The sequence below is a fragment of the Streptomyces sp. NPDC043996 genome, assembly GCF_056435225.1.
Genome location: NZ_JBWKEY010000007.1, coordinates 44,172 through 69,538, shown reverse-complemented (window position 1 = coordinate 69,538; position 25,367 = coordinate 44,172). Strand labels below are relative to the sequence as shown.

The following is a 25,367-nucleotide window of genomic DNA, read 5'->3' as shown; positions in this document are numbered from 1 at the left end:
ACAGATCACACGCACGGTCACCAACGGGAGGAGCCCGCGTGCTGGAAGAGGTCGAGCGCTGGCTGAGCAGGCGTTCCTGGTCCGTGGCCGACCGCCCGCTGGACCGGCTCACCGCCGCCAAGCGGGCCACGGGCACCACGGTGAGCGTCGTGCTGCCCGCGCTCGACGAGGAGCGGACCGTCGGTGAGATCGTCGCCGAGATCCGCCGCGAGCTCGTCGAGAAGGTGCCGCTGGTCGACGAGCTCGTGGTGGTGGACTCCGGCTCGCGCGACCGCACCGCGGACGTGGCGCGCGCCGCGGGCGCCCGGGTGGTGCGGCGGGACGACGTGCTGCCGCGCCTGCCGGCCGTCCCCGGCAAGGGCGAGGTCCTGTGGCGGTCACTCCTGGTGACGAGTGGCGATGTGATCGCGTTCGTGGACGCCGACCTGAAGGAGTTCTCGGCGGACTTCGTGACCGGCATCGTGGGCCCGCTGCTCACCGAGCCCGACGTGCACTTCGTGAAGGCGATGTACGACCGCCCGCTGACCGTGTCGGACGACCGCCACGGCCCCGACGCCGGGGCGACGGCGGGCCAGGGCGGGCGCGTCACCGAGCTCCTCGCCCGGCCGGTCCTGAACATGCACTGGCCGCGGCTCGCGGGCTTCGTCCAGCCCCTCGGCGGCGAGTACGCGGCCCGCAGGTCGCTCCTGGAGCGGCTGCCGTTCCCCGTCGGGTACGGCGTGGAGCTGGCCCTGCTCGTGGACGCGCTGCACACCGTGGGCCTGGACGCGCTCGCGCAGGTCGACGTGGGCGTGCGCAGGCACCGGCACCAGGACGGGCAGGCGCTCGGGCGGATGGCGGCGTCGATCTACCGCACGGCGCAGCTGCGCCTCGCCCGCGGCCAGCTGGTGCGGCCGGAGCTGACGCAGTTCGTGCGGGGCCCGTCCGGGTTCGAGCCGCGCACGTACGCGGTGGACACCGAGGAGCGGCCGCCGATGGCCGAGATCGCGGAGTACGCGGCGCGGCGCGTCGCGTGAGCCCGGTGGCCCACCCTCGCGTGAGCCCTCACGTGAGCCCCCTGGCCCGCCCGCAGCGGCTTCTTCCGGCCGCTTCACCCCCGCGGCGGGCCGGTCGCACGGATGCGCGTTTACGGGATCGAGGCGCGGGCTAGGTTCGTCTCCATGGTCTCCGCGCATGCCGCCGCTTCTGTTCTGGTCGCGTCCAACCGCGGCCCCGTCTCCTACGCCGTCGGGGAGGACGGGGCGCTGACCGCCAGGCGGGGCGGCGGCGGGCTCGTGTCCGGGCTGAGCGCCGTCGGCGACGAGGCGGACGCGCTGTGGGTGTGCTCGGCGCTCGGCGACGGCGACCGCGAGGCGGTGCGGCGCGGGGTCGGGGAGCCGGGCGTGCGGATGCTGGACATCGACGCCGAGACGCACGCGGCGGCGTACAACGGCGTCGCGAACTCGGTCCTGTGGTTCGTGCACCACATGCTGTACCAGACGCCGCTTGAGCCGGAGTTCGGCCCGGAGTTCCGCGCCCAGTGGGCCGCCTACGAGCGGTACAACGACGCCTTCGCGCGGGCCCTCGCCGACAGCGCGGCACCCGGCGCGGCGGTCCTGGTGCAGGACTACCACCTGGCCCTGGTGCCCGGCATGCTCCGCGCGCTCCGCCCCGACCTGCGCATCGGGCACTTCTCGCACACGCCGTGGGCGCCGGTGGACTACTTCCGGATGCTGCCGGACGACGTCGCCGAGCGGCTCCTGCGCGGCATGCTCGGCGCGGACCGGCTCGGCTTCCTCACCGGGCGGTGGGCGGACGCGTTCACCGAGTGCTGCGTACGGGTGCTCGGGGGTACGTCGGGGACGCGGATCGGGGTGCACGGGCTCGGCGCCGACGCGGACTTCCTGCGGGAGCGGTCGCGGCGGCCCGACGTCGAGGAGCGCCTGGCCGCGCTGCGGGAGCAGGTCGGAGCCGGGCGGAAGGTCATCGTCCGGGTCGACCGCACGGAGCTCTCCAAGAACATCGTGCGGGGGCTGCGGGCGTACGAGCTGCTGCTCGCGGAGCGGCCCGAGTGGCGCGAGCGGGTGGTGCACGTGGCGTTCGCCTACCCCTCGCGGCAGGACCTCGCGGTGTACCGCGCCTACACGGCGGAGGTCGCCCGGGTCGCCGACGCGATCAACGCCCGCTTCGGCACGGACGGGTGGGCGCCGGTGGTCCTGCACGTCAAGGACGACTTCGCGCGCTCCCTCGCCGCGTACCGGCTCGCCGACGTGGCCCTCGTCAACCCCATCCGGGACGGGATGAACCTCGTCGCCAAGGAGGTGCCTGTCGTCTCCGACGAGGGGTGCGCGCTGGTGCTCTCCCGGGAGGCCGGGGCGTACGAGGAGCTCGCCGAGGACGCGATCGGGGTGAACCCTTACGACGTGTCGGGGACGGCTGCGGCGCTCCATGAGGCGCTGGTCCTTCCCTCCGGGGAGCGGGCCGAGCGCACGAAGCGGCTTGCCGCCGCGGCCACGGCGTTGCCTCCGGCGCGGTGGTTCGTGGATCAGCTGTCCGCGCTCACGTCTTGACCGCCGTCCGGTGCCCACCGCTATCGCGGCGGGATTCTTCCCACCCACCCACCCGTGCACCCCTGAGCTGCAAAACGGCGCCCTCGACGCGTGGCGCTGCGGGTGGGTGGGTGGGTGCGCTACGCGTTGTGCCTCGCCGGGCGCGCCTCGTGCCGCCCCTCGCCGGGCACACCTCATGCCGCCCCCGCTGTGGGCAGCTGGGCCGCCCAGAGGGCGGAACGGGTGGGCACAGCCCGAAGCCGCCGGGTACGGGTTCGCGCCGAAGCCGCCGGGTGCGGGTCCGCCAGGGCCGTCGCCTCAGCTGCCGGGCAGGTGTTCCGCCAGGGCCGACAGCAAGGCCACCACCCCGGCCGGGCCGTCGACCACCAGGTCGGATCGGGATGACAGGTCCGTCACCTCCTGGCTGCCGCTGCACACCAGCAGCCCCCGCAGCTCCCCGTCCACCCGCAGCTTGTCGACGGCGGCGAAGGCGGGCAGGTCGCCCAGGTCGTCCCCGGCGTACAGGACCGCCCCGGCGCCGACCTCCCGTACGTACTCGGTGAGGGCGACGCCCTTGTCCACGCCGGGCGGGCGCAGTTCGAGGACCATGCGGCCCGGCTCCACGATCAGGCCGTGGCGGGCGGCGAGGTCCGCGAGCGGGGCGCGCAGCGCGTCGAAGGCGGCCTCGGGGTCCTCCGCCCGGCGCGTGTGCACGGCGACGGCCCGCCCCTTCTCCTCGATCCAGGTGCCGCGCCACGCGCCGATCCCGTCGAGGAACCCCGGGAGTTCGGCGCGCACGGCGGCGACGCCGGGGTGCGGCTCCGCCGCGTGCACGGTCCCGGTCACCGCGTCCCAGCGCTCCGCGCCGTAGTGCCCGAGGACGACGAGGTGTTCGAGGCCGGGGACGCCCGCGAAGCCGCCGTGGCGGACGGCGACGCCCGCCGGGCGCCCGGTGACGACGGCGACGGAGCGGACCTGGGGGGCGAGCGCGGCGAGCGCGGGCACGGCGCCGGGGTGGGCGCGGGCCCGCTCGGGGTCCGGCACGATCGGGGCGAGCGTGCCGTCGAAGTCCAGGGCGATCACGGCCCTTTCGGGGCGGGCCAGGATCGCGGCGAGCCCGTCGCGTCCGGCGGGGCTCAGCGGCTCGGGCAAGGCGTGCGTGAGGTCACCCATGGGCCCGACCATAGCCTCAGCGTTCGGCGCGCCGCGCCTCGCGGACCCGCCGCAGCCGGTTCACGGTGACCGGGTCGTGGGCGAGGGCCCGCTCGTCGTCGAGGAGGGCGTTGAGGAGCTGGTAGTAGCGCACCGGCGCGAGCCCCAGCTCTTCGCGGATGGCCCGCTCCTTGGCCCCGGGCCCGCTCCAGCTCCGCCGCTCAAGGGCAAGCACGGCGAGGGCCTGCGCGGAGAGCCCAGCTCCAGAAACGTCGGTCACCCGCCCACACTAACCACGGCCACCGACACCCACCCACCACCCGCGGCGCCACGCGTCGAGGACGCCGTTTCGCAGCTCAGGGGCGCACGGGTGGGCGGGTGGGAGAAGATCCCGTCGCGGTAGCGGCGGGCACCGAGCACCGCCCCCACCCCGGGAGGGCTACCGCGCGTTCTCCTCGGCGGCCGCCTTCGACTCGATCTGCCCGAGGACGGCCTCAGGGTCGCCGTTCGGGTCGACGGTCTTGCCGATGTACTTCTTGACCTGCACGGACACCTGCGCCCACGAGGTCTTGCCGACCGGGTACAGCTGGGAGGTGGGCAGCTGCTCCAGGAAGGTGCCGAGCTTCTTCGCGTCCTGCTTGTCGGCGGCCATCGCCTGGGAGGCCGACGTGGTGACGGGCAGCAGGTCGTACTCGCGGGAGAAGTCCAGGACGTTCTTCTTGGAGTAGGCGAAGTCGAGGAACTCGCTGATCTCCTTGCGGTTGCCGTTCTGCTTGAAGGCCATCATCCAGTCGGCGACGCCCATCGTGGCCTGCGTCTTGCCGTTGACGCCGGGCATCGGGACCATGCCGAACTTGACGCCCTTCTTGGCCGCCATCTGCATGAGCGTGGGGTGGCCGTTGAGCATGCCGACCTCGCCGCGCGTGAACGCCGCGAAGGCCTGCGCGCGGTTGAGCTCGGCGGGCGCCGTCGGCCCGGTCAGGCCCTTGCCGACCAGCTCGTCCTTCAGCCACTTGAACGTCTGCACGTTCTGCTTGGAGTCGATGTCGTACGAGCCGACGTTGTCGGTGTAGCCGCCGCCTCCGCTGAGCAGCCACTGGAGGGTCTCGGCCTGCGCCTCCTCCGGGCCGAGGGGCAGCGCGTACGGGTACTTCACGCCGCGCGACTTGAGCTTCTTCGCGGCGGCCTGGAGCTGGCTCCAGCTCTCCGGCGGGGTGACGCCCGCGTCCTTGAAGAGCTTCTCGTTGAAGAACAGCAGGCGCGTGGACGCGGCGAACGGCATGCCGTACTGGACGCGGTTGACGACGCCCGCCTTGGACAGCGGGGCGAGGAAGTCGGCCTGGGTGGGGATGGAGAGCACGTCGTCGGCGCTGTAGAGCTTGTCCCGGGCGGCGTAGTCCGCGTAGGCGCCGATCTGGGCGAGGTCGGGGGCGTCGTCGTCCGCGACCATCTCCTTGACCTTGCGGTCCACGTCGGTCCACGAGTAGACCTCGACGTCGACCTTGATGTCCGGGTGCTCGGCCTCGAACGCCTTGGCCAGCTTGTCCCAGTACTTCTTGGAGCTGTTCGCCGCCGAGTCGCCGTAGTCGGCGGCCACGAGCTTGAGGGTCACATCGCCCGATCCGCCCGATCCGCCGCATCCGGCGAGCAGTGCCGCCATGCTCAGTGCGGCCACCGCCGCCGTCAGCCCTGTCACGCGCCGCTGCACTGCTGTTTTCCCACCCTTGTCGGAACGTACGGAACCGCGAGTCTCCCCCGCGTCCTGACACCAGGTCTACACCACCCGCGTATCGCTTCTGCAACGGCGGTACCCCATTGCCGCACCCGTCGCGCTGCTGCTATGCACTGCTCGGGGCGATGCCCCACGCAACTCCCGCACCGGCAAGGAGCCTTGGCAGATGTCGCGTACCGCAACTGAGATAGCCACCCAGCCCGACTGCTGGCGGCGGGCCGCCGCGCACGCCGCGGACTTCGAGGGACTGCCCGCGCCGGGCGAGCGCGTCGCCGTGACCGGCTGCGGCACGTCGTGGTTCATGGCGCTCGCGTACGCGGCGCTGCGGGAGGCCGCGGGGCAGGGCGAGACGGACGCGTTCGCGTCGTCGGAGTTCCCCGCCGGGCGGCGCTACGACCGCGTCGTGGCGATCACCCGCTCCGGTACGACGACGGAGGTCCTTGACCTGCTCGCGGCGGTGCGCGGCACCGTGCCGACCCTTGCCCTGACCGCCGACCCGAAGACGCCCGTCATGGCGGCCGCCGACACCGTGGCCGTCCTCGACTGGGCCGATGAGGAGTCGGTGGTGCAGACGCGGTTCGCGACGACGGCCCTGGCCTTCCTGCGCGCCGGGCTCGGCGAGGTCCCCGGCGTGAAGCCGCTCGCAGAGGCGGCGGCGGACGCCGAGCGCGCGATCGCCGAGCCGCTGCCCGAGGCGGTCGTCGCGGCGGAGCAGTGGACGTTCCTCGGCCGCGGCTGGACCTACGGCCTCGCCCTGGAGGCGGGCCTGAAGATGCGCGAGGCCGCGGGCGCCTGGACGGAGGCCTACCCGGCGATGGAGTACCGCCACGGCCCCATCTCGATCACCGCCCCCGGCCGGGTGGCCTGGATGTTCGGCACCCTGCCCGAGGGCCTGGCCGAGGACGTGACCCGCGTGGGCGGCCACCTGGAGACACGCACCGACACCGACCCCCTGGCCGACCTGATCCGCGCCCAGCGCCTGGCCGTACACCTGGCGGAGTCCCGGGGCCAGGACCCTGACCACCCCCGAAACCTGACCCGCAGCGTGGTCCTCAAGTAGACGACGGCGGGAAGTTCCAGCCCGTCCGGCGTTTGAGGACGAGGCGCGAAGCGCCAATGTCTGTTGAGCCGGGGGCCCGGGGGCGGCAGCCCCCGGTTCGGGAAGGGGCGGGCCTGGGGCGCCCCGCGAGGACGGCACCGGGGTCACTGGACTAGACCTCTCGCGGGGTCACACGCGACACTGTCCCCGTGAGACATGTCATCGCCCTGGACGTGGGCGGCACCGGAATGAAGGCCGCCCTGGTCGGGGCGGACGGCACGCTGCTCCACGAGGCCCGCCGCCCGACCGGCCGCGACCGCGGCCCGGCCGCGGTCGTCGAGTCGATCCTCGACTTCGCCGCCGACTTGCGCGCGCACGGCGAGGAGCAGCTCGGCGAGAGCGCCGCGGCGGCGGGCGTCGCGGTCCCCGGCATCATCGACGCCGAGCGCGGCCTCGCGGTCTACGCGGCCAACCTCGGCTGGACCGACGTACCGCTGCGCGACCTGCTCAGCGCCCGCCTGGGAGACATCCCCGTGGCCCTCGGCCACGACGTGCGCACCGGCGGCCTCGCCGAGGGCAGGATCGGCGCGGGCAAGGCCTTCGGCCGCTTCCTGTTCGTGCCCCTCGGCACCGGCATCGCGGGCGCCATCGGCATCGGCGGCCGCATCGAGCCCGGCGCCCACGGCTCCGCGGGCGAGATCGGGCACGTCGTCGTCCGCCCCGGCGGCCCGCCCTGCGGCTGCGGCCAGCGCGGCTGCCTGGAGCGCCTGGCGTCCGCCTCCGCAGTCAGCGAGGCGTGGGCGAAGGCCAGCGGCGACCCGGGCGCGGACGCCGCGGACTGCGCGAAGGCGGTGCGCTCGGGCGATCCGCGCGCCCTCGCGGTCTGGCAGCACGCGGTGGACGCCCTCGCCGACGGCCTGTTGACCGCCCTCACCCTTCTGGACCCCGAGGCGCTGATCGTCGGCGGCGGCCTCGCGGAGGCCGGGGACACCCTGTTCACGCCCCTGCGCGAGGCCGTGGCGGCCCGCGTGGTCCAGTTCCAGACGCTGCCGCGGATCGTGCCCGCGGCGCTCGGCGACGCGGCGGGCTGCCTGGGCGCGGGACTCCTCGCCTGGGACCTGCTCACGCCGAAGGGCGCGCGTACCGATACATCTCTCGCGTCCACCACCCCCACCACCCCCACTGCCGACTCCACGGAGGTAACCGCCTGATGGCCACTAGCAAGGTTCTCGCCGGTGCTCAGGTGGTCCTGCCCACCGGGACCGTCGCCCAGGGCCGCGTGATCGTCGACGGCGCGCGCATCGCGGGGAGCGCTCCCGCGGACGCCGAGGTCGTCGACCTGAGCGGCCACTGGCTGGTCCCCGGCTTCGTCGACATCCACAACCACGGGGGCGGCGGCGCCTCCTTCACCAACGGCACCGTCGACGACATCCTGCACGGCGTCCACACCCACCGCCTGCACGGCACCACCACCACCGTCGCCTCCACCGTCACCGGCGAGATGGACGCGCTCGCCCAGCGCGCGGGCCTGCTCTCCGAGCTCGCCGAGCAGGGCGAGATCGCGGGCATCCACTTCGAGGGCCCGTTCATCTCGCCGTGCCGCAAGGGCGCGCACAGCGAGTCCCTGCTGCGCCACCCGGACCCGGCGGAGGTCCGCAAGCTCCTCGACGCGGCCCGCGGCCAGGCCAAGATGGTCACCCTCGCCACCGAACTGCCCGGCGGCATCGACTCCGTACGGCTGCTCGCCGAGCACGGCGTGATCGCCGCGATCGGGCACACCGACGCCACGTACGAGCAGACCGTCGAGGCCATCGACGCGGGCGCCACCGTGGCCACGCACCTGTACAACGCGATGCCCGGCCTCGGCCACCGCACCCCGGGGCCGATCGCCGCGCTCCTGGAGGACGAGCGGATCACCGTCGAGCTCATCAACGACGGCACCCATCTGCACCCGGCCTCCTTCCAGCTGGCCTTCCACCACGCGGGCGCCGAGCGGGTCGCGCTGATCACCGACGCGATGGACGCGGCGGGCTTCGGCGACGGCACCTACCACCTGGGCCCGCTGGAGGTCGTGGTGTCCGAGGGCGTCGCGCGGCTCGCCGAGGGCGGCTCCATCGCGGGCTCCACGCTGACCCTGGACCGCGCCTTCCAGCGCGCGGTGACCATCGACGAACTGCCCGTCGAGGACGTCGTGGCCGCGATCTCCGCGAACCCGGCGAAGCTCCTCGGCGTCTACGACAAGGTCGGCTCCCTGGAGCCCGGCAAGGACGCCGACATCGTCGTCCTGGACGCGGAGTTCGCCCTCAAGGGAGTGCTGCGCAAGGGCGAGTGGATCGTCGACCCCACCTGACGCGCGCCCGCGCACCCGCACCCCGCGCGCTGAGGCGGTTGGCCCTGGGTCTGGGCCAACCGCCTTCTTTTTGGCATGATCAGGCCCCGAAAGCCTTAAGGGGTACGTGCGTTGGTTCTCGGGGGTGAAGCGGTGATCGTCACGGTCACGCTGAACGCCGCCCTCGACCTCACGTACCACGTGCCGGAGCTCACGCCCCACGCCACGCACCGCGTCACCGAGGTGACCGAACGCGCGGGCGGCAAGGGCCTGAACGTCGCCCGCGTGCTCGCCGCGCTCGGCCATCCGGTGACCGCGACCGGCTTCGCGGGCGGCGACACCGGCCGCACCCTGCGCGACCACCTCGCGCGCGTCCCCGGCGTCACCGACGCGCTGCGCCCCGTCGCGGGCGCAACCCGCCGCACCCTCGCCGTCGTGGACACCCGCACCGGCGACACCACCCAGCTGAACGAGCCGGGCCCGGCCGTCACGCCCGCCGAGTGGGCCGGATTCCTCGACGCGTACGAGGCGTTGGTGCGCGGCGACGGCGTGGCCGCGGTCGCCCTGTGCGGCAGCCTGCCGCCGGGCGTCCCCGTCGGCGCGTACGCCCTCCTCGTCCGCGCGGCGCGGGCCGCGGGCGTCCCCGTGCTGCTCGACACCAGCGGCGAGCCGCTGCGCCGCGGCCTCGCCGCCCGCCCCGACATCGTCAAGCCGAACGCCGACGAACTCGCCGAACTCACCGGCGCCCACGACCCGTCCCAGGCCACCCGTGACGCCCGCCGCAGGGGCGCGCACGCGGTCGTCGCCTCGCTCGGCGCCGAAGGGCTGCTCGCCGCGACCCCCGAGGGGACGTGGCGGGCGGCGCCGCCCGCGCCGGTGCGCGGCAATCCGACGGGCGCGGGCGACTCGGCGGTCGCGGGCCTGCTTTCCGGGCTCGTGGAGCGACTGCCCTGGCCCGAGCGGCTCGCCCGCGCGGTGGCGCTCTCGGCGGCGACGGTCGCGGCGCCGGTGGCGGGCGACTTCGACCGGAAGGTGTACGACGACGTGCTTGCCGGGGTCACCGTGAGCGGCAGGGCGTCGACGGCGTAGCGAGGCCTGACTGAGCGGGCCGTGCGCGCCCGGGAATGGGGACACCGTGCCACTGCTCACCACCGGCGAGCTGATCGACGGGGCGCGCGCCGAGGGGCGCGGCGTCGCCGCCTTCAACGTGATCACCCTGGAGCACGCGGAGGCCGTGGCCCTCGGCGCGGAGCGGGCGGGCTCCCCCGCGGTCCTCCAGATATCCGAGAACGCCGTGCGGTTCCACGGCGGCCGCCTCGCCCCCCTCGCCCAGGCCGCCACCGCGGTGGCCCGCGCGTCCACGGCCCCGCTGTCCCTGCACCTGGACCACGTCACGGACGTGGACCTGCTGCGCGCGGCCCACGCCGAGGGCTTCAGCTCGGTGATGTTCGACGCCTCGAAGCTGCCCTACGCCGAGAACGTCAAGGCCACGGCGGACGCGGTGCGGTGGGGCCACGAGCGGGGCATCTGGGTGGAGGCGGAGCTCGGCCGCGTCGGCGGCAAGGAGGGCGAGGCGCCGCTTGACGCGCACGCGCCCGGCGTCCGCACGGACCCCGGCGAGGCCGTCGCGTACGTCGCCGACACCGGGGTCGACGCGCTGGCCGTGGCCGTGGGCTCCAGCCACGCCATGACGGAGCGCACGGCGGCCCTGGACCACGACCTGATCCGCGCCCTGCGCGCGGCCGTTCCCGTGCCGCTGGTCCTGCACGGGTCCAGCGGTGTCCCCGACGCGGAGATCCGCGCCGCCGTCGCCTCCGGCGTGGTGAAGGTGAACGTGGGGACGGCCCTGAACACGGGGTTCACCGGGGCGGTACGGGAGTTCCTCTCGGGTGCGGGGAACTCGGCGGTGGTGGACCCCCGCAAGTACCTGGCCCCTGCGCGGGGGGCGATGGCCGCGGTGGTGGCCGACTTCCTCCACGTGGTCGCCTGAGGTCACCGAACCGCGCTAACGCGCTTGTCCTCAAACGCCGGACGGGCTGGGACTTGCTGGCCAGGAGCTACTTCGTCACATGGCCGCGCTTCAGCCAGAACTGGTCCAAATTCGCATCGCACTTGTCGCCCTGCTGGCAGGACACCGTGATCGTGTTGGTGCCCTTGTTCAGCTGGACGAACGCGTAGGTCTGGGTCCAGCCCTTGTCCCACGCGCCGTCGCCCGCGCGGGCGAAGTTGTCCATGTTGAGCTTGCGGTCGGAAGGCGTGCCGTTGACCACGAGCGTGGTCTCGGCCGCCTTGCCGGGCACCCCGTACCCGACGAACACGGTGTACGCGCCGTCCTTCGGGATGCCGTTGACGGTCCAGGTGGCCTGCGCGCCGACCTGGTTGAGCCCGGCGACGTACACCCCGCCCGCGGCCCTGGCGCCCTTGACGTCGGACGCGGTCGTGGTGCCGCCCTCCAGCTTGAGGGCCTTGGCGTCGGTCTCGGGCAGCTCGGCGGCGTCCGGCTTGTCCTTGGTCTTGGAGGTGGTGGGGCTCGGCCCGGCGGACTCGCTCTGGCGCTGCGAGGGTCCCGCCTTGTTGTCGTCGCCCTCGTCGTCGCCGCCGGACAGCATGGCCGCGCCGATGCCGAGCGACACCACGGCGACGACGGCGATCGCGCCGATCAGCAGCCCCTTGGTGTTGGGCCCGCGGCCGCGCCCGGCGGGCGGCGCGGGCGGCGCCTGCCGGATCGGGGCGGTGACGCCGGGCTGCGCCTCGGGGGCGGCGTAGTGCGCGCTGGGCTGGCCGTGGGGCTGCGCCTGCGGGGGGTAGCCGTAGCCGCCCGGCTGGGTCTGCTGGCCGTACTGCCGCTCGCCGACGGGGCGCACTTGGTGGTACGAGGACCGGGGTCCGGGGTAGCCGTAGCCGCCGCCCGCGGGCGGGGTGGCGCCGGACGCCTGGCCGTCGGCGTACAGATAGCCGAACGGGTCGTCGTCGCCCTGCGGCGTGCTCGGCGTCTGCTCGCCGTTGTTGCCGGGCGTCATTCGCAGGTCACTCCCTCGCGTCGCGGATGCGGGCGAGCCTACCCGCTCCGGGGGACCGCCCCGGGCCCGGTGGACGCCGTCCCGCCAGCGGCCCGCGGGTCACCCGGCTCGCCGGTGCTGCTTGGCACGGGAACGTTTCTCGACGTACATCCGCTGGTCGGCCGAGTGCAACACTTCGTCCGCCGACATCCCGCAGTGGGCCCAGCCGATGCCGAAGCTGGCGCCTACGCGCACGGCCCGGCCCTCGACCCGGATCGGCGGGATGATCGCGTTGCGCAGCCGCACCGCGAGGTCCTGCGCGTCGGCCCTGCCGAGCCCGTCGGCGAGCACCACGAACTCGTCGCCGCCGAGCCGGGCCACGGTGTCGCCGTCGCGGACGCCGCTGGTCAGACGGCGTGCGACCTCGATGAGGACGGCGTCGCCCGTGTGGTGTCCGAAGCGGTCGTTGATGGACTTGAAGCCGTCGAGGTCGCAGAACAGGACGGCGAGGCCCTTGGTGCCGTCGTCGGCCTCGCTCTCCTCGGGCGGGGCGACGGTGTGGACGTGGTGGTCGAAGTCCCCGCCCGGGTCCGCCGGAGCGTGCCCGTGCCCTCCGGCGGCGTGGCCGTGGGCGTTGCCGTACAGGCCGGTGTGGTCGTACGCCGCGTCGAGGGAGTCCACGGCGCTCGGGCGGCCCGCGTGCGGCCTGCGGCACAGGCGGGCGCTGAGCCGGGCGCGCAGCTCGGCGGAGTTGGGCAGGCCGGTGAGCGAGTCGTGCGAGGCGCGGTGGGCGAGCTGGAGCTCGCGCCGCTTGCGCTCCTCGATGTCCTCGACGTGCGTGAGCAGGAAGCGGGGGCCGTCGGCCGCGTCGGCGACGACGGAGTTGCGCAGCGAGACCCAGACGTAGGTGCCGTCGCGGCGGCCGAAGCGGAGCTCGGCGCGGCCGCCCTCGGCGGAGGTGCGCAGGAGGGTGCCGATGTCCTCGGGGTGGACGAGGTCGGAGAAGGAGTAGCGCCGCATCTGGGAGGCGGGGCGGCCGAGGAGGCGGCACAGGGCGTCGTTGGTGCGCAGGATGCGGCCGTGCTGGTCGCCGCCCATCTCGGCGATGGCCATGCCGCTCGGCGCGTACTCGAAGGCCTGCCGGAAGCTCTCCTCGCTGGCGCGCAGGGCCTGCTGCTCGCGCTCCAGGCGGACGAGGGCGCGCTGCATGTTGGCCCGCAGGCGGGCGTTGCTGATGGCGATCGCGGCCTGGAAGGCGTACATCTGGAGGGCTTCGCGGCCCCAGGCGCCGGGCCTGCGGCCGTTGCGCGGCCGGTCGACGGAGATCACGCCGAGGAGTTCGCCGCCCGCGGAGCCGGTCGCGTACATGGGGGCGAAGAGGCGGTCGGAGGGGTGCCACTCGTCCTCGAAGCGGGGCTCGGGGCCTTCCGTGTACCACTGCGGCACGTCGTCCTCGTCGAGTATCCAGCCCTCGGTGTGCGGGATGAAGCGCAGCGCGCCCCAGGCCTCGCCCATGGTCAGGCGGCGCTCCCAGGACTCGCGGGAGCCGACGCGGCCGGTGATGAGGGCCTCGGCGGCGGGGTTGCCCGCGAAGGCGGCGACGACGAGATCGCCGTCCGGGCGCACGAGGTTGACGCACGCCAGCTCATAGCCAAGGCCGTTGACCACGCCGTCGGCGACGGTCTGCAGCGTGTCCGCGAGGCTGCGGGCCGTGTTGAGGTCGGCCACCACCTGATGGAGCTGCCGCAGGGTCGCAAGACGGACGTACGGCTCCGACTCGGTCTCCATGCTCGCTCTCCCCGAGACCTCGACAGCAACTCCAGGATCCGCAGCGTCCTCAGTGTCCGGTCTGTATGAGTTCGTACGGTGCCGTTCTTCCGTGCCCTCAGCGTCTGTCTGATTGCCACGGTCACTGAATCACAGCGAGCTGCCCACTCGGTACACAGGGTCAACAAAATATGGGTCCTGTGACTCAAGTCACAGGTGGGAAGGCCTGTTTGGGTCCGGGATTTGAGGCTTGCTTGAGCTAATGGGACACCTGGGAATCGCGGTGCCGGGCGCGGGCGGGGTTGGGGGCTGGGTTGGGGGCTGGGTTGGGGGGCTGGGTTGGGGCTGTTGGTCCTAGGACTCGGCCTAGGACCCGCATCGGCCCGGGGGCCGATGCGGGGGCGTCTTTCCCGGGGCTAGCGTCACTCGTGTGGTTGCTGACCTGACCTTGAAGACGCAGAGCCCGCCGGACCCGTCGACCCCCCATCCTGTGGGGGTGAGCAACGACGAGTTCCGCGCGGCCATGTCCCGCCTGGCCGCGGGCGTGGTCCTGGTGACGGCCCAGGAGCCCCCGCTGGACCCGGACGACCCGATGGCCCCGGGCGGCGAGGACGTGGGCATGACGGCCACCGCGTTCGTGTCGGTCTCCCTGGACCCGCCCCTGGTCATGGTCAGCCTGCGCGCGGGCTCCCGCATGGACGACCTGCTCGCCGAGCAGCCGCTGTGGGCGGTGTCGGTGCTCTCCGAGAGCCAGCGGCACATCGCGGGCCGCTTCGCGATGAAGGGCCGCATCAGCGACCGGCTGCTCTTCGAGGACATCCCCTTCGTACGCGGCGGGGCCGCCGGAGCGCCGCTGGTGGGCGGCGCCCTCGCCACCCTGGAGTGCCGCACCGAGCAGACGGTGGCCGCGGGCGACCACACGCTGGTCATCGGCCGCGTCCTGACGGCTCAGCTGCCGAGCGCGAGCGGGGAGCCGCTCATGTACTTCCGGGGGCGCTACCGCCAGCTCGGCTAGGGGGCGGCGGCCCGGCCAGGGCGGGCTGAGCGCTCGGTCGGGGCGCGGCTTCCGGGCGGGCGCTCACGCGGCCGGGGCGGGGCGGGAGACGTCCCCTGCGGCTCCTACCAGTCCTTGCCCGGGCGGCCCCGGCCCTGCTTGGTCTCCCCGCGCTGCTTCTTCTCCCGCAGCCTGCGCTCGTTGATCCCGCGCGGGACGCGGGTGGGGCGGCGGGGCCGCGGCGGCGGCGCGGTCGCCTCGGCGAGCAGCGCGGCGAGGCGGGTGGCCGCGGCGTCGCGATTGCGCCATTGGGAGCGGTGCTCGCTGGCCCGCACGCTGAGGACGCCGTCGACGAGGCGGGGCGCGAGGCGCTCCAGGGCCCGGGCCTTCCACACCTCGGGCAGCGCCCGCGTCCGCGCCAGGTCGAAGCGGAGCTCCACCTGGGAGTCGCTGGTGTTCACGTGCTGGCCGCCCGGCCCCGACGAACGGGAGAAACGCCACATGAGCTCGGCCTCCGGCAGGGAGACCGAGCCGCGGATGACGTGCTCGCGACCAGACATGGCTCCTATGATCCCCCGCCCGGGCGCCCCGCGACACCGGTTTTGCGCCGCGCCCCGGGCCGCACACGGGCCGTACCCGGCCGCTCAGCGCCTTCCCCGGCCGCCCTCGGTAAAGAAAGCAAAGAAGACACGCGGCATATGGAACCTTCGCTACCCCCGGCGGCGTTCATAGGGATGCCGGTAGCTTCGCCCTCAGAGTGAAGCCCGCACATAGGCGACTAGGGAAGGGACTCCCAACAATGGCTGTAAGCCTGTCCAAGGGCGGCAACGTCTCGCTCACCAAGGAGGCACCGGGCCTGACCGCCGTCACGGTCGGCCTCGGCTGGGACGTCCGCACCACCACGGGCACCGACTTCGACCTGGACGCCTCCGCGATCGCGGTGAACCCCCAGGGGAAGGTCTACTCGGACGCCCACTTCGTCTTCTTCAACAACAAGGCCACGCCGGACCAGACGATCGTCCACACCGGCGACAACGTCACCGGCCAGGGCGAGGGCGACGACGAGCAGATCAACGTCAACCTCGCGGGCCTGCCCGCCGACGTCGAGAAGATCGTCTTCCCGGTCTCGATCTACGACGCCGAGAACCGCTCGCAGAACTTCGGCCAGGTCCGCAACGCGTTCATCCGCATCGTGAACCAGGCGGGCGGCACCGAGATCGCGCGCTACGACCTCTCCGAGGACGCCGCCACCGAGACCGCCATGGTCTTCGGCGAGCTGTACCGCAACGGCGCGGAGTGGAAGTTCCGCGCCGTCGGCCAGGGCTACGCCTCCGGCCTGGTGGGCATCGCCCAGGACTTCGGCGTCAACGTCTAAAGTCACGCCCTTGACCTGGGCAAACACGAAGACCCCCCAGCTTTCCCTTGGGGGGTCTTCGTCATGTGCGGCTCAGGAGCGGACAGGCCAGCCCCGGCATCGCGCGAGGGGGGGCAGCACACCAGGGCCACAGACAGCCACAAGGGTCGCTCGAGGTAGAACCCGTGGGACACGTCCCCGCCCCCGCCGAGCCGCTCGGCAGCGGAGCTGACCAGTAGCGCCAGCCGCGTACTGTCGCGGTCCGACTCGGAGGCGAACCGGGACGCATACGCGGCGAGCCGTTCCCCGAGCCATGCCGCCGCTTCCTTCGGCTCCTCCCAGGTGCCCCGGATCAGCTTCTCCGGCTTGATCAGCCAGTACGCCGTTTCGAGCGGCGGAAGGTCCACGACGGGGAACTCCGCCGTCACTTCCCGGTGCCGCTGGATCAGTTCCGGCTTGCCGTCCGCCGGGGGCGGATCGGGGTTCGGGGGCCGCCGCAGGGCCTCGTCGGGCAGGCTGTACAGGTCGGTTCCAGGCATGGGTGTGCCTTCCTGTGGGAGAGCGGTGACGGGGCGGGCTCAGAACTGGTACCGCTCCGGCTTCGACACGTACACAACGCCAGGGCCGAGAGCCGTCGCGGACCCCCGGAACAGCTCGTGCAGCGGAGCCCTAGAGCCGTCTCGCAGAGCGCTGGCCAGATGGTCGGCCAGCAAGGCCGCCTCTGACGGAAGCAGGACCATTTCCGTGTCCGCCATGTGCCGACCGTTCTTCGTCAGCCACATGGGGACACGAATGTTCCCCTCACCATCCCGGAACGCCGGACGGCTGGGGATCGGGTCCATCCGCCAACCTGGTGGCGCCTTCTGACTGTCCTTCTTCGGTTCGGTCGGCATGGAGACATCCTCGGCCTACCGGGCGGGAACCTCTAGCGTTATGCACGTTGCCGAATAAAGATCATTGACGGAATGACCAGGCCCACTCAGTCAATAGCTCTCGCGCGTCGTCATCGAAGAGAGCATGTGCCTCGTAACCGGTGAACCGGTCGAGGAGTGAACGAACGTCTTTCGGGTCTCGGAAGACGGCGGCACCAAGGTCCGTCTCGATGGTTGCCAGGCGATCGTCATACACGGTGAACGTACTCAACGGGATGTTGCTGAACTTCACACGCTTCGGCAGCACACCAATCCGAACATTTGCCTGCAGTGCGAGCGATGCCAGCCGGTCGATCTGCATGGCCATGGCGTCTGGTGACACGAGCGGGTATCTGACGGCTTGTTCGGTGAGGAGGAACGTGAACCGCTTGGAGCGGTCGAGTAGTACAGCCTGTCGTTCGAGCTTCATGCCGACTGCCTTGGCCTGTTGGGCCGGCGGAGCGTGGGCGATGCTCTCCCTGATGTAGTCCGGCGTGGCTAGCAAGCCCGTGGTCATGGACAGCATGAAGTACCGGAAGTCCGTGGTCGCGGCCTCCAGCCCGGCCAGCTCCAGTTGTTTCTTGTCCAACCCCTTCCGATGCAGGGCCTTGCGGTCCTGCCATTCCGTCTGGGCTATTCGAGCCATGGCCATCACTTCCGCCGCGATGGCGCGCGAGGCTCCCACTCCCTTCAGGATCTGCTCAACGTCCACCAAGGACGGGCGGAGCTTGTTCCCTTCGATCCTGCTGATTTTGGACTGAGACATATTGCAACGCGCAGCAAGCCGGACTCCTGAGAGCCCGGCTTGTTTTCGAAGCTGCTTGAGCATGGCCGCCAGTTCTAGACCGGACTGGTCAAGCTGGTCAGGCTCGATGGCCACCGTTCACGTACTCCTCGAAGGGGACCGATTCACTTACGGCGATCCGCTGATATTCGAGGTACGGCGACACGTCACCCTCGAATATTTCGCGATTAATCTGCCTGCCGTCCGCCTCGTAGTTCATGAGAACTACCTCTGCGCGGTCGAACATCCAGAAGTCTTGAACTCCCTCAAGCGGGTTGGCGCGATGGGTTACGTCGAGGATGCGGATCTCATCCCCGGCTCTGGTATGGACCCCGTAGTAGCGGGTGAACTCGAATCGCAGATACTCAGAAAGCGGCTGCGTCACGATGTGCACCCGGCCGTTCCGCTTCCCTTCGGCGCGCTGACGCGAGACGCGCTCCGTGTACGGAGAGACCGTGTACGGGGTCAGAGTTCGTCCCTCACGGAAGGCCGCGAACTCCTCCGCCTCGTGAGGTACGAGGTACTGCGGCAGCGTCTCGAGTCGCCATGCTTCCTGCTTGATCTCGGCGAACCGCCGACGCCACTCGTCACCATCCAAGAGCACGTACAGCCTCCCTCAGAACTTCTTCCGGGATCTCTACCAGAGCCTCACCGGACGGCGGCGTGAACGCCTCGGAGACGCTGCCCTGAACGACGAGCGAGCCGTCCGCCTTCCGGTAGACGTTCGGGCAGTCTTCGTCGCCGCAGGTGCCGTTCCCGTTGCCGGTAAGCCGGGTCAGTTCCTCGCGCGCCATGCTGAAACCCCCTCATAGCTGGTCCCGGTTGGACCGTTGACCGCGACCGTACGAGGGAGGCAGGACGGCGTCCATGCGTGCACGCGTCTATGCCCGTACTCGCATAAAGATCATGGTGGCCCGGAACCGAGCGCTCGATGCCCGAGGCGTCGTACGAGGGGAGTCACGTGACCAACGCGTGGCCGGCAGAGGCCCGACACGAGGTGTGGGCCGCTCTACGGGGTCAACACCAAGTCAGCACGTGACCCACAAAGCAACGGCGCCGCGAGGTAGTTCGACGGGGCGGGGGAACTTCCATGGGACCGGACCGCGTTGCCATGGCGGCGCGCGGAACGCGCGGTTGAACGGACGACACGGGCAGAAGCCGAGGTGGCACGGATGGCTATGTGGGATCGCATCAAGGACCAGGCCAAGAACATGCAGCAGGGGCAGGGCTCGCGGAGCTCCGGGCACGGCGGGTCGAGCGGCGGCAGCCGGTCCGGGGGTTCGAAGGCGCAGCTGGTGGGCCTGCTCAAGTCCCAGCTCACGTCGCTGAAGTCGGAGCTGAAGAGCGGCGCCTACCGCGACGCGAGCATGGCCATGTGCGCCCTGGTCGCCGCCGCCGACGGCACGGTCGACCCGGCGGAGCGCCAGCACGTGGAATCCCTGATCCTGCAGAACGACGTCCTGCAGAACTTCCCGCCCGACCAGCTGCGCCAGCGCTTCAACAAGCACGCCGACCAGCTGTCCTTCAACTTCCAGCAGGGCAAGGCCGAGGCCATGCAGGAGATCGCCAAGGCGGCGAAGAAGCCCGCGGAGGCCCGGGCGGTCGTGCAGACGGGCTTCGTCGTCGCCGGTGCCGACGGCTATGTCGCCCCGGCCGAGGAGCAGGTCCTGCGGGAGGCGTGCACGGCGCTGGGGCTCTCGCCGCAGGAGTTCGGCCTCTGAGGCCTCTTCCGGCTCACCGACTATTCTGTGTTCCGTAATAGTCGGTGAAGGAGAGGAATGGTGGTCCGGTGGCGGTGGACGCGGCGGCCGGTGTTCCGGCGGCCTGGACCCGGGCGGCCCTCCCCCTGTGCCTCCTCGGCGTGCTCGACACCGAGGAGCGCGGCTACGGCTACGCCCTGCTCGGCCGGCTCGCCGAAGCGGGCCTCACCGGCGTGAAGGCCGCCACGCTCTATCCCGCGCTCACCCGCCTCCAGGAGGAAGGTGCCGTGGAGACCGAGTGGGGCGCGGGAGACGGCGGCCCGGGGCGGAAGTACTACCGGATCACTGAGGCGGGACGGCTGCGGCTGCGCCGGGACCGGGACGCCTGGCAGGCGTTCACCGGTGCCGTCGCCGCCCTCGCCGCGCCCGCCGACGGCACGGCGCACGCGCGCGAGGGGAACGACCATGGGTAAGTCGCGTGCGGACGCACCGCGCTGGGACCGCGAGGACGACGAGGACTGGGCCGCCGCCGTGGAGCTGCGGCTCGTCCTCGGCCACGACGCGCCCGCCGGGCTCGCCGACGAGGTGCTCGCCGAGGTCCACGAGGCCGTCCGCGAGGAGGGCCGCCCGGCCCGTGAACTCTTCGGCGAGCCCGCCGCGTACGCGCGCGCCGTCGCCGAGGAACGCGTCAGCGAGGAGCACCGCGCGCGGACCGACGCCCACGGCCTGACCCCCGGCGAGCGCATGACCGCCTCGCTCGGCCTGCTCGGCGCCGTCGGCCTCCTCCTGTGCGCCCTGCGGTGGCTGGACGACGGGCTCTGGGTGGACCTCAGCGGCAGCGGCCTCGCGATCCTCGCCACCGTCGTCGCCGCCGTGACGCTGGTGGCCGGGGCGCCCGTGGCGTGGGCCGCCGGGCGGATCAAGGGCGTGTACGGCTGCGGGGCGGGGGCCGTCGCGGCCGTCGCCGCCGGGGCCGGGGTCGCCTCCCTGCTCTCCGAGGACGCGCTGTTCCGGGTGCCCGTGCCGGTCCTGATGGCGGTGTGCGTCGGCTGGATCGCGGCCGCCGGGGCGTTCCCCAACCGGATCGTCGACCGGTGGTTCGCGTCCGCGCCGGGCGCCCACGACGACGAGGCCTGGCTGCGCCGCCTCGGCGGTCTCCTTCGCGGGCGGCACGCCATGACGGCGGCGGAGGCGCGCGGGCACGTGCGGGAGGCGCGGGCGCATCTGGGCGCGGCGGGCTCCGGGGAGCGGGCCGTGGACGCGTTCGGGGACGTCGAGGTCTACGCCCACCGGTTGGCCGGCGGGCCCCGTAAGGAGGGGCGGCGGGCCCGGCGGAAGCTGTGGGGGGCGGTGGCGTTGCTGGTGGTGGTCGGGGTGCAGTTCGTGGAGCGGGTGGTGAGCGACGGGGTGTCGTGGGACTGGTGGGTGCCGTTGTGGGCGGGGGCGGTGGGGGTGCTTGGGTGGTCGGCGGCGTCAGAATGGCGCGCGGCGCGGCGCTAGGGCCCGCGTGGGACGCCCCAGGCCCGCCCCTTCCCGAACCATGGGGCTCCGCCCCCTGTCACCCCCCGAAAGGCATTGGCGCTTCGCGCCTCGTCCTCAAACGCCGGACGGGCTAGAACCTGCCGCTTGCGGCACGATCTAGCCCCTCCGAGTCAACGGGCGTCCGGCTTGCCGTCTCCGTACAGCCAGTCCGCCCAGACGCGCCGCAGCGCCTCGCGCGTGTCGTCGTCCTCCGCCTGGTCCTCCACGTACGCGGTGAAGTCCCCGGTATCCACGTTCCCGTGCCGGTGCTTCTTCGCCCAGCCCTGGATGATGTCGTAGAAGGCGTCGTCCCCGACGGTCTCGCGGATCTTCTGGATGACCATGGCGCCCCGCTCGTACACGGGCGAGTCGGAGATGCTCGCGGCGTCCGGCTGCTTGGCGGGCGGGAAGTCCCAGACGGCCTCGTTGTCCTCGTCGTCCTCGTAGTAGTCGCCCTCGTAGAGCGCGTCGACGGTCTCCTTGACGCTGTCGCCGCCGTTGTCCTCCTCGTACAGCCACTCGGCGAACGTCGCGAAGCCCTCGTTGAGCCACATGTCCTGCCAGGTCTTGGGCGAGACCGAGTCGCCGAACCACTGGTGGGCCAGCTCGTGGACGAGGGTGGTGGTGTCGGCGTCCGAGACGGGGAAAAGCGGCTTGGTCTGGGTCTCCAGGGCGTAGCCGAGGGGCGCGCGGCCGTCGACGATGGCGCCGGTGGAGGAGAAGGGGTAGTCGCCGAAGTTGTACTCGGCCCACTCCACGATGTCGGGGATCTTGGCGAGGACCTTCTCGGTCCGCTTGTACTTGTCCTTGGGGAGCGTGGAGTCGATGGCCGTGAAGACGGGGATGCCGTTCTCCTCGCCGGTCGTCGACGTCTTCGTGTCGTACGCGCCGACGACGACCGTGGCCACATAGCTGGCCATGGGCTCGGCGTTGTGCCAGGCGAAGGTGGTGCGGCCGCGCGCCGTGGTCTGCTTGGTCAGCTCGCCGTTGGAGATGGCCTTCAGGCCCTTGGGGACGGTCACCTCTATGTCGTACGAGGCCTTGTCGCTGGGGTGGTGGTTGCCCGGGAACCAGGCCATCGAGCCCGCGGGCTGGCCCACGGCGACCGCGCTGTCCCCCGCCCGCAGCCAGCCCTCCTTGGCGCCGTCGACGTCGGTGACGGTCTGCGGGGTGCCGGAGTAGCGGACGATGGCGCGGAAGGTCTCGTCGCGGTCGAGGTCGTCGTGCGGGCGCACGGTCAGCTCGTCGCCCGCGCGCTGGAAGCGGGCCTTCTTGCCCTCGACGGTGACGGACGCGACGTCCAGGCCCTTCAGGTCCAGGTTGAAGGCGCTCAGGTTCTTGGTGGCGCGGGCCGTGATCTCGGCGGTGCCGGTGAGGTGGCGGGACTCGGGGTCGTAGCCGAGCTTCAGGCCGTAGTGCTGTACGTCGTAGCCGCCGTTGCCGAGCTTCGGGAAGTACGGGTCGCGGACGCCCGCGGCGCCCGGGGTGCCGTGGACTCCGCCGCTGGTGCACGCGGTGAGGGCGGTGGCGAGGGCGGTCGCGCACAGCAGGGCGAGGGGGGTGCGGCGGGGCCCCTTGGTCAGGGGGGCGGAGGCTCGGTAGTTCACCTCGGTGATCCTATGGCCACCGGTCCGCCCGCCGGGGGGCGGCGGGCGGACCGGTGGGGTCCTTGGCGGGCGCGCCGGGGTCAGCGGGTGAGCGCCGCCACGCCCGCCTTGGCGAACTTCTCGTCCAGGTCGCCGCTCGGCGCGCCCGCGACGCCGATGCCCGCGACCGGCGCGCCCTTGGCCGTCACCGGGGCGCCGCCCGCGAGGAACAGGGTGCCGGGGATGTCCTTCAGGTTCGGCGCCTGCGCCAGGCGCTTGGCGAGCTCGGAGGTGGGCGCGTTCCAGGAGACGGCCGTGAAGGCCTTGCGCTCGGCGGACTCGTACGCCTGCGGGCCCGCGCCGTCGCCGCGCAGGGTGACCACGGTGTTGCCGTCGCGGTCCACGACGGCGACGGTCACGCGCTGGTTCTCCTTCTTCGCGGCGTCCAGGCTGGCCTGCGCGGCCTTGGTGGCGGCGGCGAGGGTGAGCCGGGTGTTCTGGGTGAGGTTCTTGTTGCCCGCGTCGACGGCGACGGGCGCCTTCGCGGCGGCGTCCGGCGTCCCGGCGGACGCGGAGACCGCGCCGAACGTACCGGCGCCGACGGTGGCGATGACGGCGGCGGAGGTGAGGACGCGGGCACGGTTCGAGAGCTTGGGCATGGGGTCAACTCCTGGGTGGGCGCCGGGTGTCGGCGGGTTCGGGGGCGGCGGGGCGGGGCGGCGCCCGACCGGCGGGGCGGTGCGGTGTCCGCCTCTGCGTCGATCCTCCGCCCGGCCCCGGGCCCCTGCCGTCGGCGTACCGGCTGCGGGCGGCGCGCGGATCGGCCGACGCCCGGGTCAGCCGATCGGTTGACCCCCGCCTGCTCCCCACGGGCCACAATGGTGGTGTTCGCGCAGTTCACAGGCGTACGGACACGCACGTACAGAGAAAGGCGGCGAAGGGAGGCCGACGATGGACCCGCGCGCCGACGGCGACGCCGCCGCCCCCGAGGCCCGGTGGCTCGCGGCCGTCATGCACACGGCGTTCTTCCTGCTCCTCGCCGCGTCCCTCACCCGCTTCCTGCTGCGCCACCCCGGCGAGCCGCGCACCCCGTGGATCATCGCCCTGTCCACCGTGCTCGCCGTGCTTTACGTGCTCGGTCCGGTCCTCGGCGCCACCCCGAACCCGCGCCGCCTGCTGTGGCTGGGCGCGGTGGTCGGCGTCTGGGTGGTCCTCGTGGTGCTCGCGCCGAGCTACGCCTGGTGCGCGGTGCCGCTGTTCTACACCGGCCTGCGGACGCTGCCGACGCGCGCGGCCCTCCCGCTCGTCGCCGTCCTCACGGCCCTGGTGGTCGCCGCGCAGCTGCGGCTCGCGGGCGGCTTCGACCCGAACCTGGCGTTCGCGCCGCCCGCCGTGGCCGCCGTCGCGACGGCCGTGTTCGTGCACATGCAGCGGCAGACGGCGCGGCAGCGGGCCCTCATCGACGACCTGCTGCGCACCCGGCGCGAACTCGCCGCCACCGAGCGGCGCGAGGGCACCCTCGCCGAGCGCCAGCGGCTCTCCATGGAGATCCACGACACCCTGGCCCAGGGCCTGTCCAGCCAGCGGATGCTGCTCCAGGCCGCGGACCGGGTGTGGGACACCGACCCGGCGGCGGCCCGCACCCACGTCCGCACCGCCGGGGCCGTCGCCGACCGGGGCCTGACCGAGGCCCGCCGCCTCGTCCAGGACCTGGCCCCCGCCGACCTCGCCGAGGCGGGACCCGACCCCACCGCCGCCCTGCCGACCGCCCTGCGCGCCCTGGCCGACCGCGAGTCCGGCACGGGCCTGACGGTGCGGTTCCACGCCGAGGGCACCCCGGTGCCGCTGCCGGGGCGGGCCCGCTCGGCGCTCCTTCGGATCGCGCAGGGCGCGCTCGCGAACGTACGGGAGCACGCGGCGGCGCGGACGGCCGCGCTGACCCTCACCTACCTCGACGACCAGGTGGTCCTCGACATCGCGGACGACGGCCGCGGGTTCTCGCCCGGGGCGCCGGGCGAGCGTCCGGGGCGCGGCCACGGGCTGCCCGCGATCCGGGCGCGGGCCGGGCAGCTGGGCGGGACGCTGACGGTGGAGTCGGCGCCGGGCGAGGGCGCGGTGCTCTCGGTGTCGCTCCCGCTGACGGGCGAGGCGTACCGGGCGGGAGCGGCGTCGTACGCGGAGTACGGCGGCGGCCATGACCACGATCACGACCCTGGGAGCAGGCATGACCACGACTGACGGGTCCGCACCGGACGGGTCCGCGCCGGAGGGGGCCGCGCCGGACGGCGGCCCGGTCCGGCTCCTCGTCTGCGATGACCACGCGGTGGTGCGCGCGGGCCTGCTCGCCCTGCTCGGCAGCGCGCCCGGCATCGAGGTGGCCGGGGAGGCGGGCTCCGGCGAGGAGGCGGTGGCCCTCGCCGCGAAGCTGGCGCCGGACGTGGTCCTCATGGACCTCCAGCTGGGCCCCGGCATCGACGGCGTGGAGGCCACGCGCCGCATCACGGCCGCGGCGGCCGCGGGCGCGGGGCCGCACGTCCTGGTGCTCACCACGTACGACACGGACGCCGACATCACCCGCGCCATCGAGGCGGGCGCGACCGGCTACCTGCTGAAGGCGGAGCGCCCCGAGGAGCTGTTCTCCGCGATCCACGCCGCCGCGCACGGCCGCACCGCGCTGTCCCCGCCGGTCGCGTCCCGCGTGATGGCCCGCATGCGCGAGCCGCGCCCCGCCCTCACCCCCCGCGAGCGCGACATCCTCGCCCAGCTCGCCCAGGGCCTCGGCAACCGCGACATCGCCCGCGCCCTGTTCATCAGCGAGGCCACGGTGAAGACCCACCTCGGCCGCGTCTACGACAAGCTCGGCGTGGACACGCGGGCCGGGGCGGTCGCGGTGGCCAAGGAGCAGCGGCTGCTTCCCTGAGCGGCGGCTTCCCTGAGCGGCGCCCGGCCTCGCGGCACCCGGCCTCGCGGC

General features: G+C 73.0%; 26 protein-coding genes and 1 pseudogene. 14 read left to right on the top strand and 13 right to left on the bottom strand.

Annotation, left to right across the window (positions count from 1 at the left end):
• The first annotated feature begins 38 nt into the window (after positions 1 to 38).
• Positions 39 to 1,016, top strand: a complete 978-nt coding sequence (locus AC07A4_RS19600) for a glucosyl-3-phosphoglycerate synthase (protein ID WP_478600108.1) — start codon at positions 39 to 41, stop codon at positions 1,014 to 1,016.
• A 144-nt stretch (positions 1,017 to 1,160) separates the two neighbouring features.
• Complete coding sequence (locus tag AC07A4_RS19595; RefSeq protein ID WP_478600106.1) at positions 1,161 to 2,549, top strand: alpha,alpha-trehalose-phosphate synthase (UDP-forming); 1,389 nt, start codon at positions 1,161 to 1,163, stop codon at positions 2,547 to 2,549.
• A gap of 297 nt (positions 2,550 to 2,846) precedes the next feature.
• Here the strand turns inward: AC07A4_RS19595 and otsB are convergent, their stop codons facing one another.
• The 3 genes from otsB to AC07A4_RS19580 form a co-directional block, all read right to left on the bottom strand.
• Entirely contained in the window at positions 2,847 to 3,701 is an 855-nt protein-coding gene (gene otsB / locus AC07A4_RS19590; protein ID WP_478600104.1) for a trehalose-phosphatase, read from the bottom strand.
• A 16-nt stretch (positions 3,702 to 3,717) separates the two neighbouring features.
• Positions 3,718 to 3,960, bottom strand: coding sequence for a DUF3263 domain-containing protein (locus AC07A4_RS19585; RefSeq protein WP_478600102.1), 243 nt, complete (start codon positions 3,958 to 3,960; stop codon positions 3,718 to 3,720).
• A gap of 159 nt (positions 3,961 to 4,119) precedes the next feature.
• Positions 4,120 to 5,388, bottom strand: coding sequence for an extracellular solute-binding protein (locus tag AC07A4_RS19580; RefSeq protein WP_478600099.1), 1,269 nt, complete (start codon positions 5,386 to 5,388; stop codon positions 4,120 to 4,122).
• Positions 5,389 to 5,578: 190 nt separating this feature from the next.
• On the opposite strand from AC07A4_RS19580, the gene AC07A4_RS19575 reads away from it, so the two are divergent.
• The 5 genes from AC07A4_RS19575 to AC07A4_RS19555 all read left to right on the top strand — a co-directional run bounded on the left by AC07A4_RS19575 (position 5,579) and on the right by AC07A4_RS19555 (position 10,770).
• On the top strand, positions 5,579 to 6,472 hold the full coding sequence (locus tag AC07A4_RS19575; RefSeq protein WP_478600097.1) for an SIS domain-containing protein: 894 nt from the start codon (positions 5,579 to 5,581) through the stop codon (positions 6,470 to 6,472).
• Positions 6,473 to 6,660: 188 nt separating this feature from the next.
• A complete protein-coding gene (locus AC07A4_RS19570) occupies positions 6,661 to 7,662 on the top strand; it encodes an ROK family protein (protein ID WP_478600094.1) in 1,002 nt (333 codons plus the stop codon).
• Complete coding sequence (gene nagA / locus AC07A4_RS19565) at positions 7,662 to 8,801, top strand: N-acetylglucosamine-6-phosphate deacetylase (protein ID WP_478600092.1); 1,140 nt, start codon at positions 7,662 to 7,664, stop codon at positions 8,799 to 8,801. The genes AC07A4_RS19570 and nagA overlap by 1 nt, the downstream gene beginning before the upstream one ends.
• 132 nt (positions 8,802 to 8,933) lie before the next feature.
• The gene (locus AC07A4_RS19560) at positions 8,934 to 9,869 is read left to right on the top strand and encodes a 1-phosphofructokinase family hexose kinase (protein WP_478600089.1); all 936 of its coding nucleotides are present in this window, start codon (positions 8,934 to 8,936) and stop codon (positions 9,867 to 9,869) included.
• 46 nt (positions 9,870 to 9,915) lie between these two features.
• Entirely contained in the window at positions 9,916 to 10,770 is an 855-nt protein-coding gene (locus AC07A4_RS19555) for a class II fructose-bisphosphate aldolase (protein WP_478600087.1), read from the top strand.
• Positions 10,771 to 10,837: 67 nt separating this feature from the next.
• Here the strand turns inward: AC07A4_RS19555 and AC07A4_RS19550 are convergent, their stop codons facing one another.
• Positions 10,838 to 11,800 (bottom strand): carbohydrate-binding protein, encoded by a 963-nt coding sequence (locus AC07A4_RS19550; RefSeq protein ID WP_478600084.1) that lies wholly within the window; start codon positions 11,798 to 11,800, stop codon positions 10,838 to 10,840.
• Positions 11,801 to 11,899: 99 nt separating this feature from the next.
• Positions 11,900 to 13,567 carry a diguanylate cyclase CdgB gene (cdgB, locus tag AC07A4_RS19545; protein ID WP_478600082.1) on the bottom strand — a complete coding sequence of 556 codons (1,668 nt, stop codon included), beginning with the start codon at positions 13,565 to 13,567 and terminating at the stop codon, positions 11,900 to 11,902.
• Positions 13,568 to 14,042: 475 nt separating this feature from the next.
• Here cdgB and AC07A4_RS19540 point away from each other — a divergent pair, with 475 nt between their 5' ends.
• Positions 14,043 to 14,561 carry a flavin reductase family protein gene (locus AC07A4_RS19540; protein ID WP_478600080.1) on the top strand — a complete coding sequence of 173 codons (519 nt, stop codon included), beginning with the start codon at positions 14,043 to 14,045 and terminating at the stop codon, positions 14,559 to 14,561.
• Positions 14,562 to 14,665: 104 nt separating this feature from the next.
• Here the strand turns inward: AC07A4_RS19540 and arfB are convergent, their stop codons facing one another.
• The gene (gene arfB, locus AC07A4_RS19535; RefSeq protein WP_478600078.1) at positions 14,666 to 15,100 is read right to left on the bottom strand and encodes an alternative ribosome rescue aminoacyl-tRNA hydrolase ArfB; all 435 of its coding nucleotides are present in this window, start codon (positions 15,098 to 15,100) and stop codon (positions 14,666 to 14,668) included.
• A gap of 239 nt (positions 15,101 to 15,339) precedes the next feature.
• On the opposite strand from arfB, the gene AC07A4_RS19530 reads away from it, so the two are divergent.
• On the top strand, positions 15,340 to 15,915 hold the full coding sequence (locus AC07A4_RS19530; protein WP_058846294.1) for a TerD family protein: 576 nt from the start codon (positions 15,340 to 15,342) through the stop codon (positions 15,913 to 15,915).
• A 61-nt stretch (positions 15,916 to 15,976) separates the two neighbouring features.
• Here the strand turns inward: AC07A4_RS19530 and AC07A4_RS19525 are convergent.
• The 5 genes and pseudogenes from AC07A4_RS19525 to AC07A4_RS19505 form a co-directional block, all read right to left on the bottom strand.
• Positions 15,977 to 16,433 (bottom strand): annotated as a pseudogene (locus AC07A4_RS19525) (hypothetical protein).
• A 39-nt stretch (positions 16,434 to 16,472) separates the two neighbouring features.
• Positions 16,473 to 16,649, bottom strand: a complete 177-nt coding sequence (locus AC07A4_RS19520) for a hypothetical protein (RefSeq protein ID WP_478600075.1) — start codon at positions 16,647 to 16,649, stop codon at positions 16,473 to 16,475.
• A gap of 199 nt (positions 16,650 to 16,848) precedes the next feature.
• Positions 16,849 to 17,685 (bottom strand): helix-turn-helix domain-containing protein, encoded by an 837-nt coding sequence (locus tag AC07A4_RS19515; RefSeq protein WP_478600072.1) that lies wholly within the window; start codon positions 17,683 to 17,685, stop codon positions 16,849 to 16,851.
• Positions 17,669 to 18,193 carry a DUF6879 family protein gene (locus AC07A4_RS19510; protein WP_478600070.1) on the bottom strand — a complete coding sequence of 175 codons (525 nt, stop codon included), beginning with the start codon at positions 18,191 to 18,193 and terminating at the stop codon, positions 17,669 to 17,671. Before AC07A4_RS19510 ends, AC07A4_RS19515 begins: the two co-directional genes overlap by 17 nt.
• Positions 18,177 to 18,383 carry a hypothetical protein gene (locus AC07A4_RS19505; RefSeq protein WP_478600068.1) on the bottom strand — a complete coding sequence of 69 codons (207 nt, stop codon included), beginning with the start codon at positions 18,381 to 18,383 and terminating at the stop codon, positions 18,177 to 18,179. Before AC07A4_RS19505 ends, AC07A4_RS19510 begins: the two co-directional genes overlap by 17 nt.
• Positions 18,384 to 18,761: 378 nt before the next feature.
• On the opposite strand from AC07A4_RS19505, the gene AC07A4_RS19500 reads away from it, so the two are divergent.
• From AC07A4_RS19500 to AC07A4_RS19490, 3 genes are read left to right on the top strand one after another with little or no spacing between them, the layout of a single operon-like run.
• Positions 18,762 to 19,310 (top strand): tellurite resistance TerB family protein, encoded by a 549-nt coding sequence (locus AC07A4_RS19500; protein ID WP_478600065.1) that lies wholly within the window; start codon positions 18,762 to 18,764, stop codon positions 19,308 to 19,310.
• A 44-nt stretch (positions 19,311 to 19,354) separates the two neighbouring features.
• Positions 19,355 to 19,762, top strand: coding sequence for a PadR family transcriptional regulator (locus tag AC07A4_RS19495; protein WP_478600062.1), 408 nt, complete (start codon positions 19,355 to 19,357; stop codon positions 19,760 to 19,762).
• A complete protein-coding gene (locus AC07A4_RS19490; RefSeq protein ID WP_478600060.1) occupies positions 19,755 to 20,789 on the top strand; it encodes a hypothetical protein in 1,035 nt (344 codons plus the stop codon). Before AC07A4_RS19495 ends, AC07A4_RS19490 begins: the two co-directional genes overlap by 8 nt.
• A 152-nt stretch (positions 20,790 to 20,941) precedes the next feature.
• Here the strand turns inward: AC07A4_RS19490 and AC07A4_RS19485 are convergent, their stop codons facing one another.
• Complete coding sequence (locus AC07A4_RS19485) at positions 20,942 to 22,417, bottom strand: M1 family metallopeptidase (RefSeq protein ID WP_478600058.1); 1,476 nt, start codon at positions 22,415 to 22,417, stop codon at positions 20,942 to 20,944.
• A gap of 80 nt (positions 22,418 to 22,497) precedes the next feature.
• The gene (locus tag AC07A4_RS19480) at positions 22,498 to 23,055 is read right to left on the bottom strand and encodes a GlcG/HbpS family heme-binding protein (protein ID WP_478600055.1); all 558 of its coding nucleotides are present in this window, start codon (positions 23,053 to 23,055) and stop codon (positions 22,498 to 22,500) included.
• A 292-nt stretch (positions 23,056 to 23,347) separates the two neighbouring features.
• Between AC07A4_RS19480 and AC07A4_RS19475 the strand changes: the two genes are divergently transcribed.
• Positions 23,348 to 24,634: a sensor histidine kinase gene (locus AC07A4_RS19475; protein WP_478600053.1), complete on the top strand. Its 1,287-nt coding sequence runs from the start codon at positions 23,348 to 23,350 to the stop codon at positions 24,632 to 24,634.
• Entirely contained in the window at positions 24,621 to 25,316 is a 696-nt protein-coding gene (locus tag AC07A4_RS19470) for a response regulator (RefSeq protein WP_478600050.1), read from the top strand. Before AC07A4_RS19475 ends, AC07A4_RS19470 begins: the two co-directional genes overlap by 14 nt.
• Positions 25,317 to 25,367 lie beyond the last annotated feature (51 nt).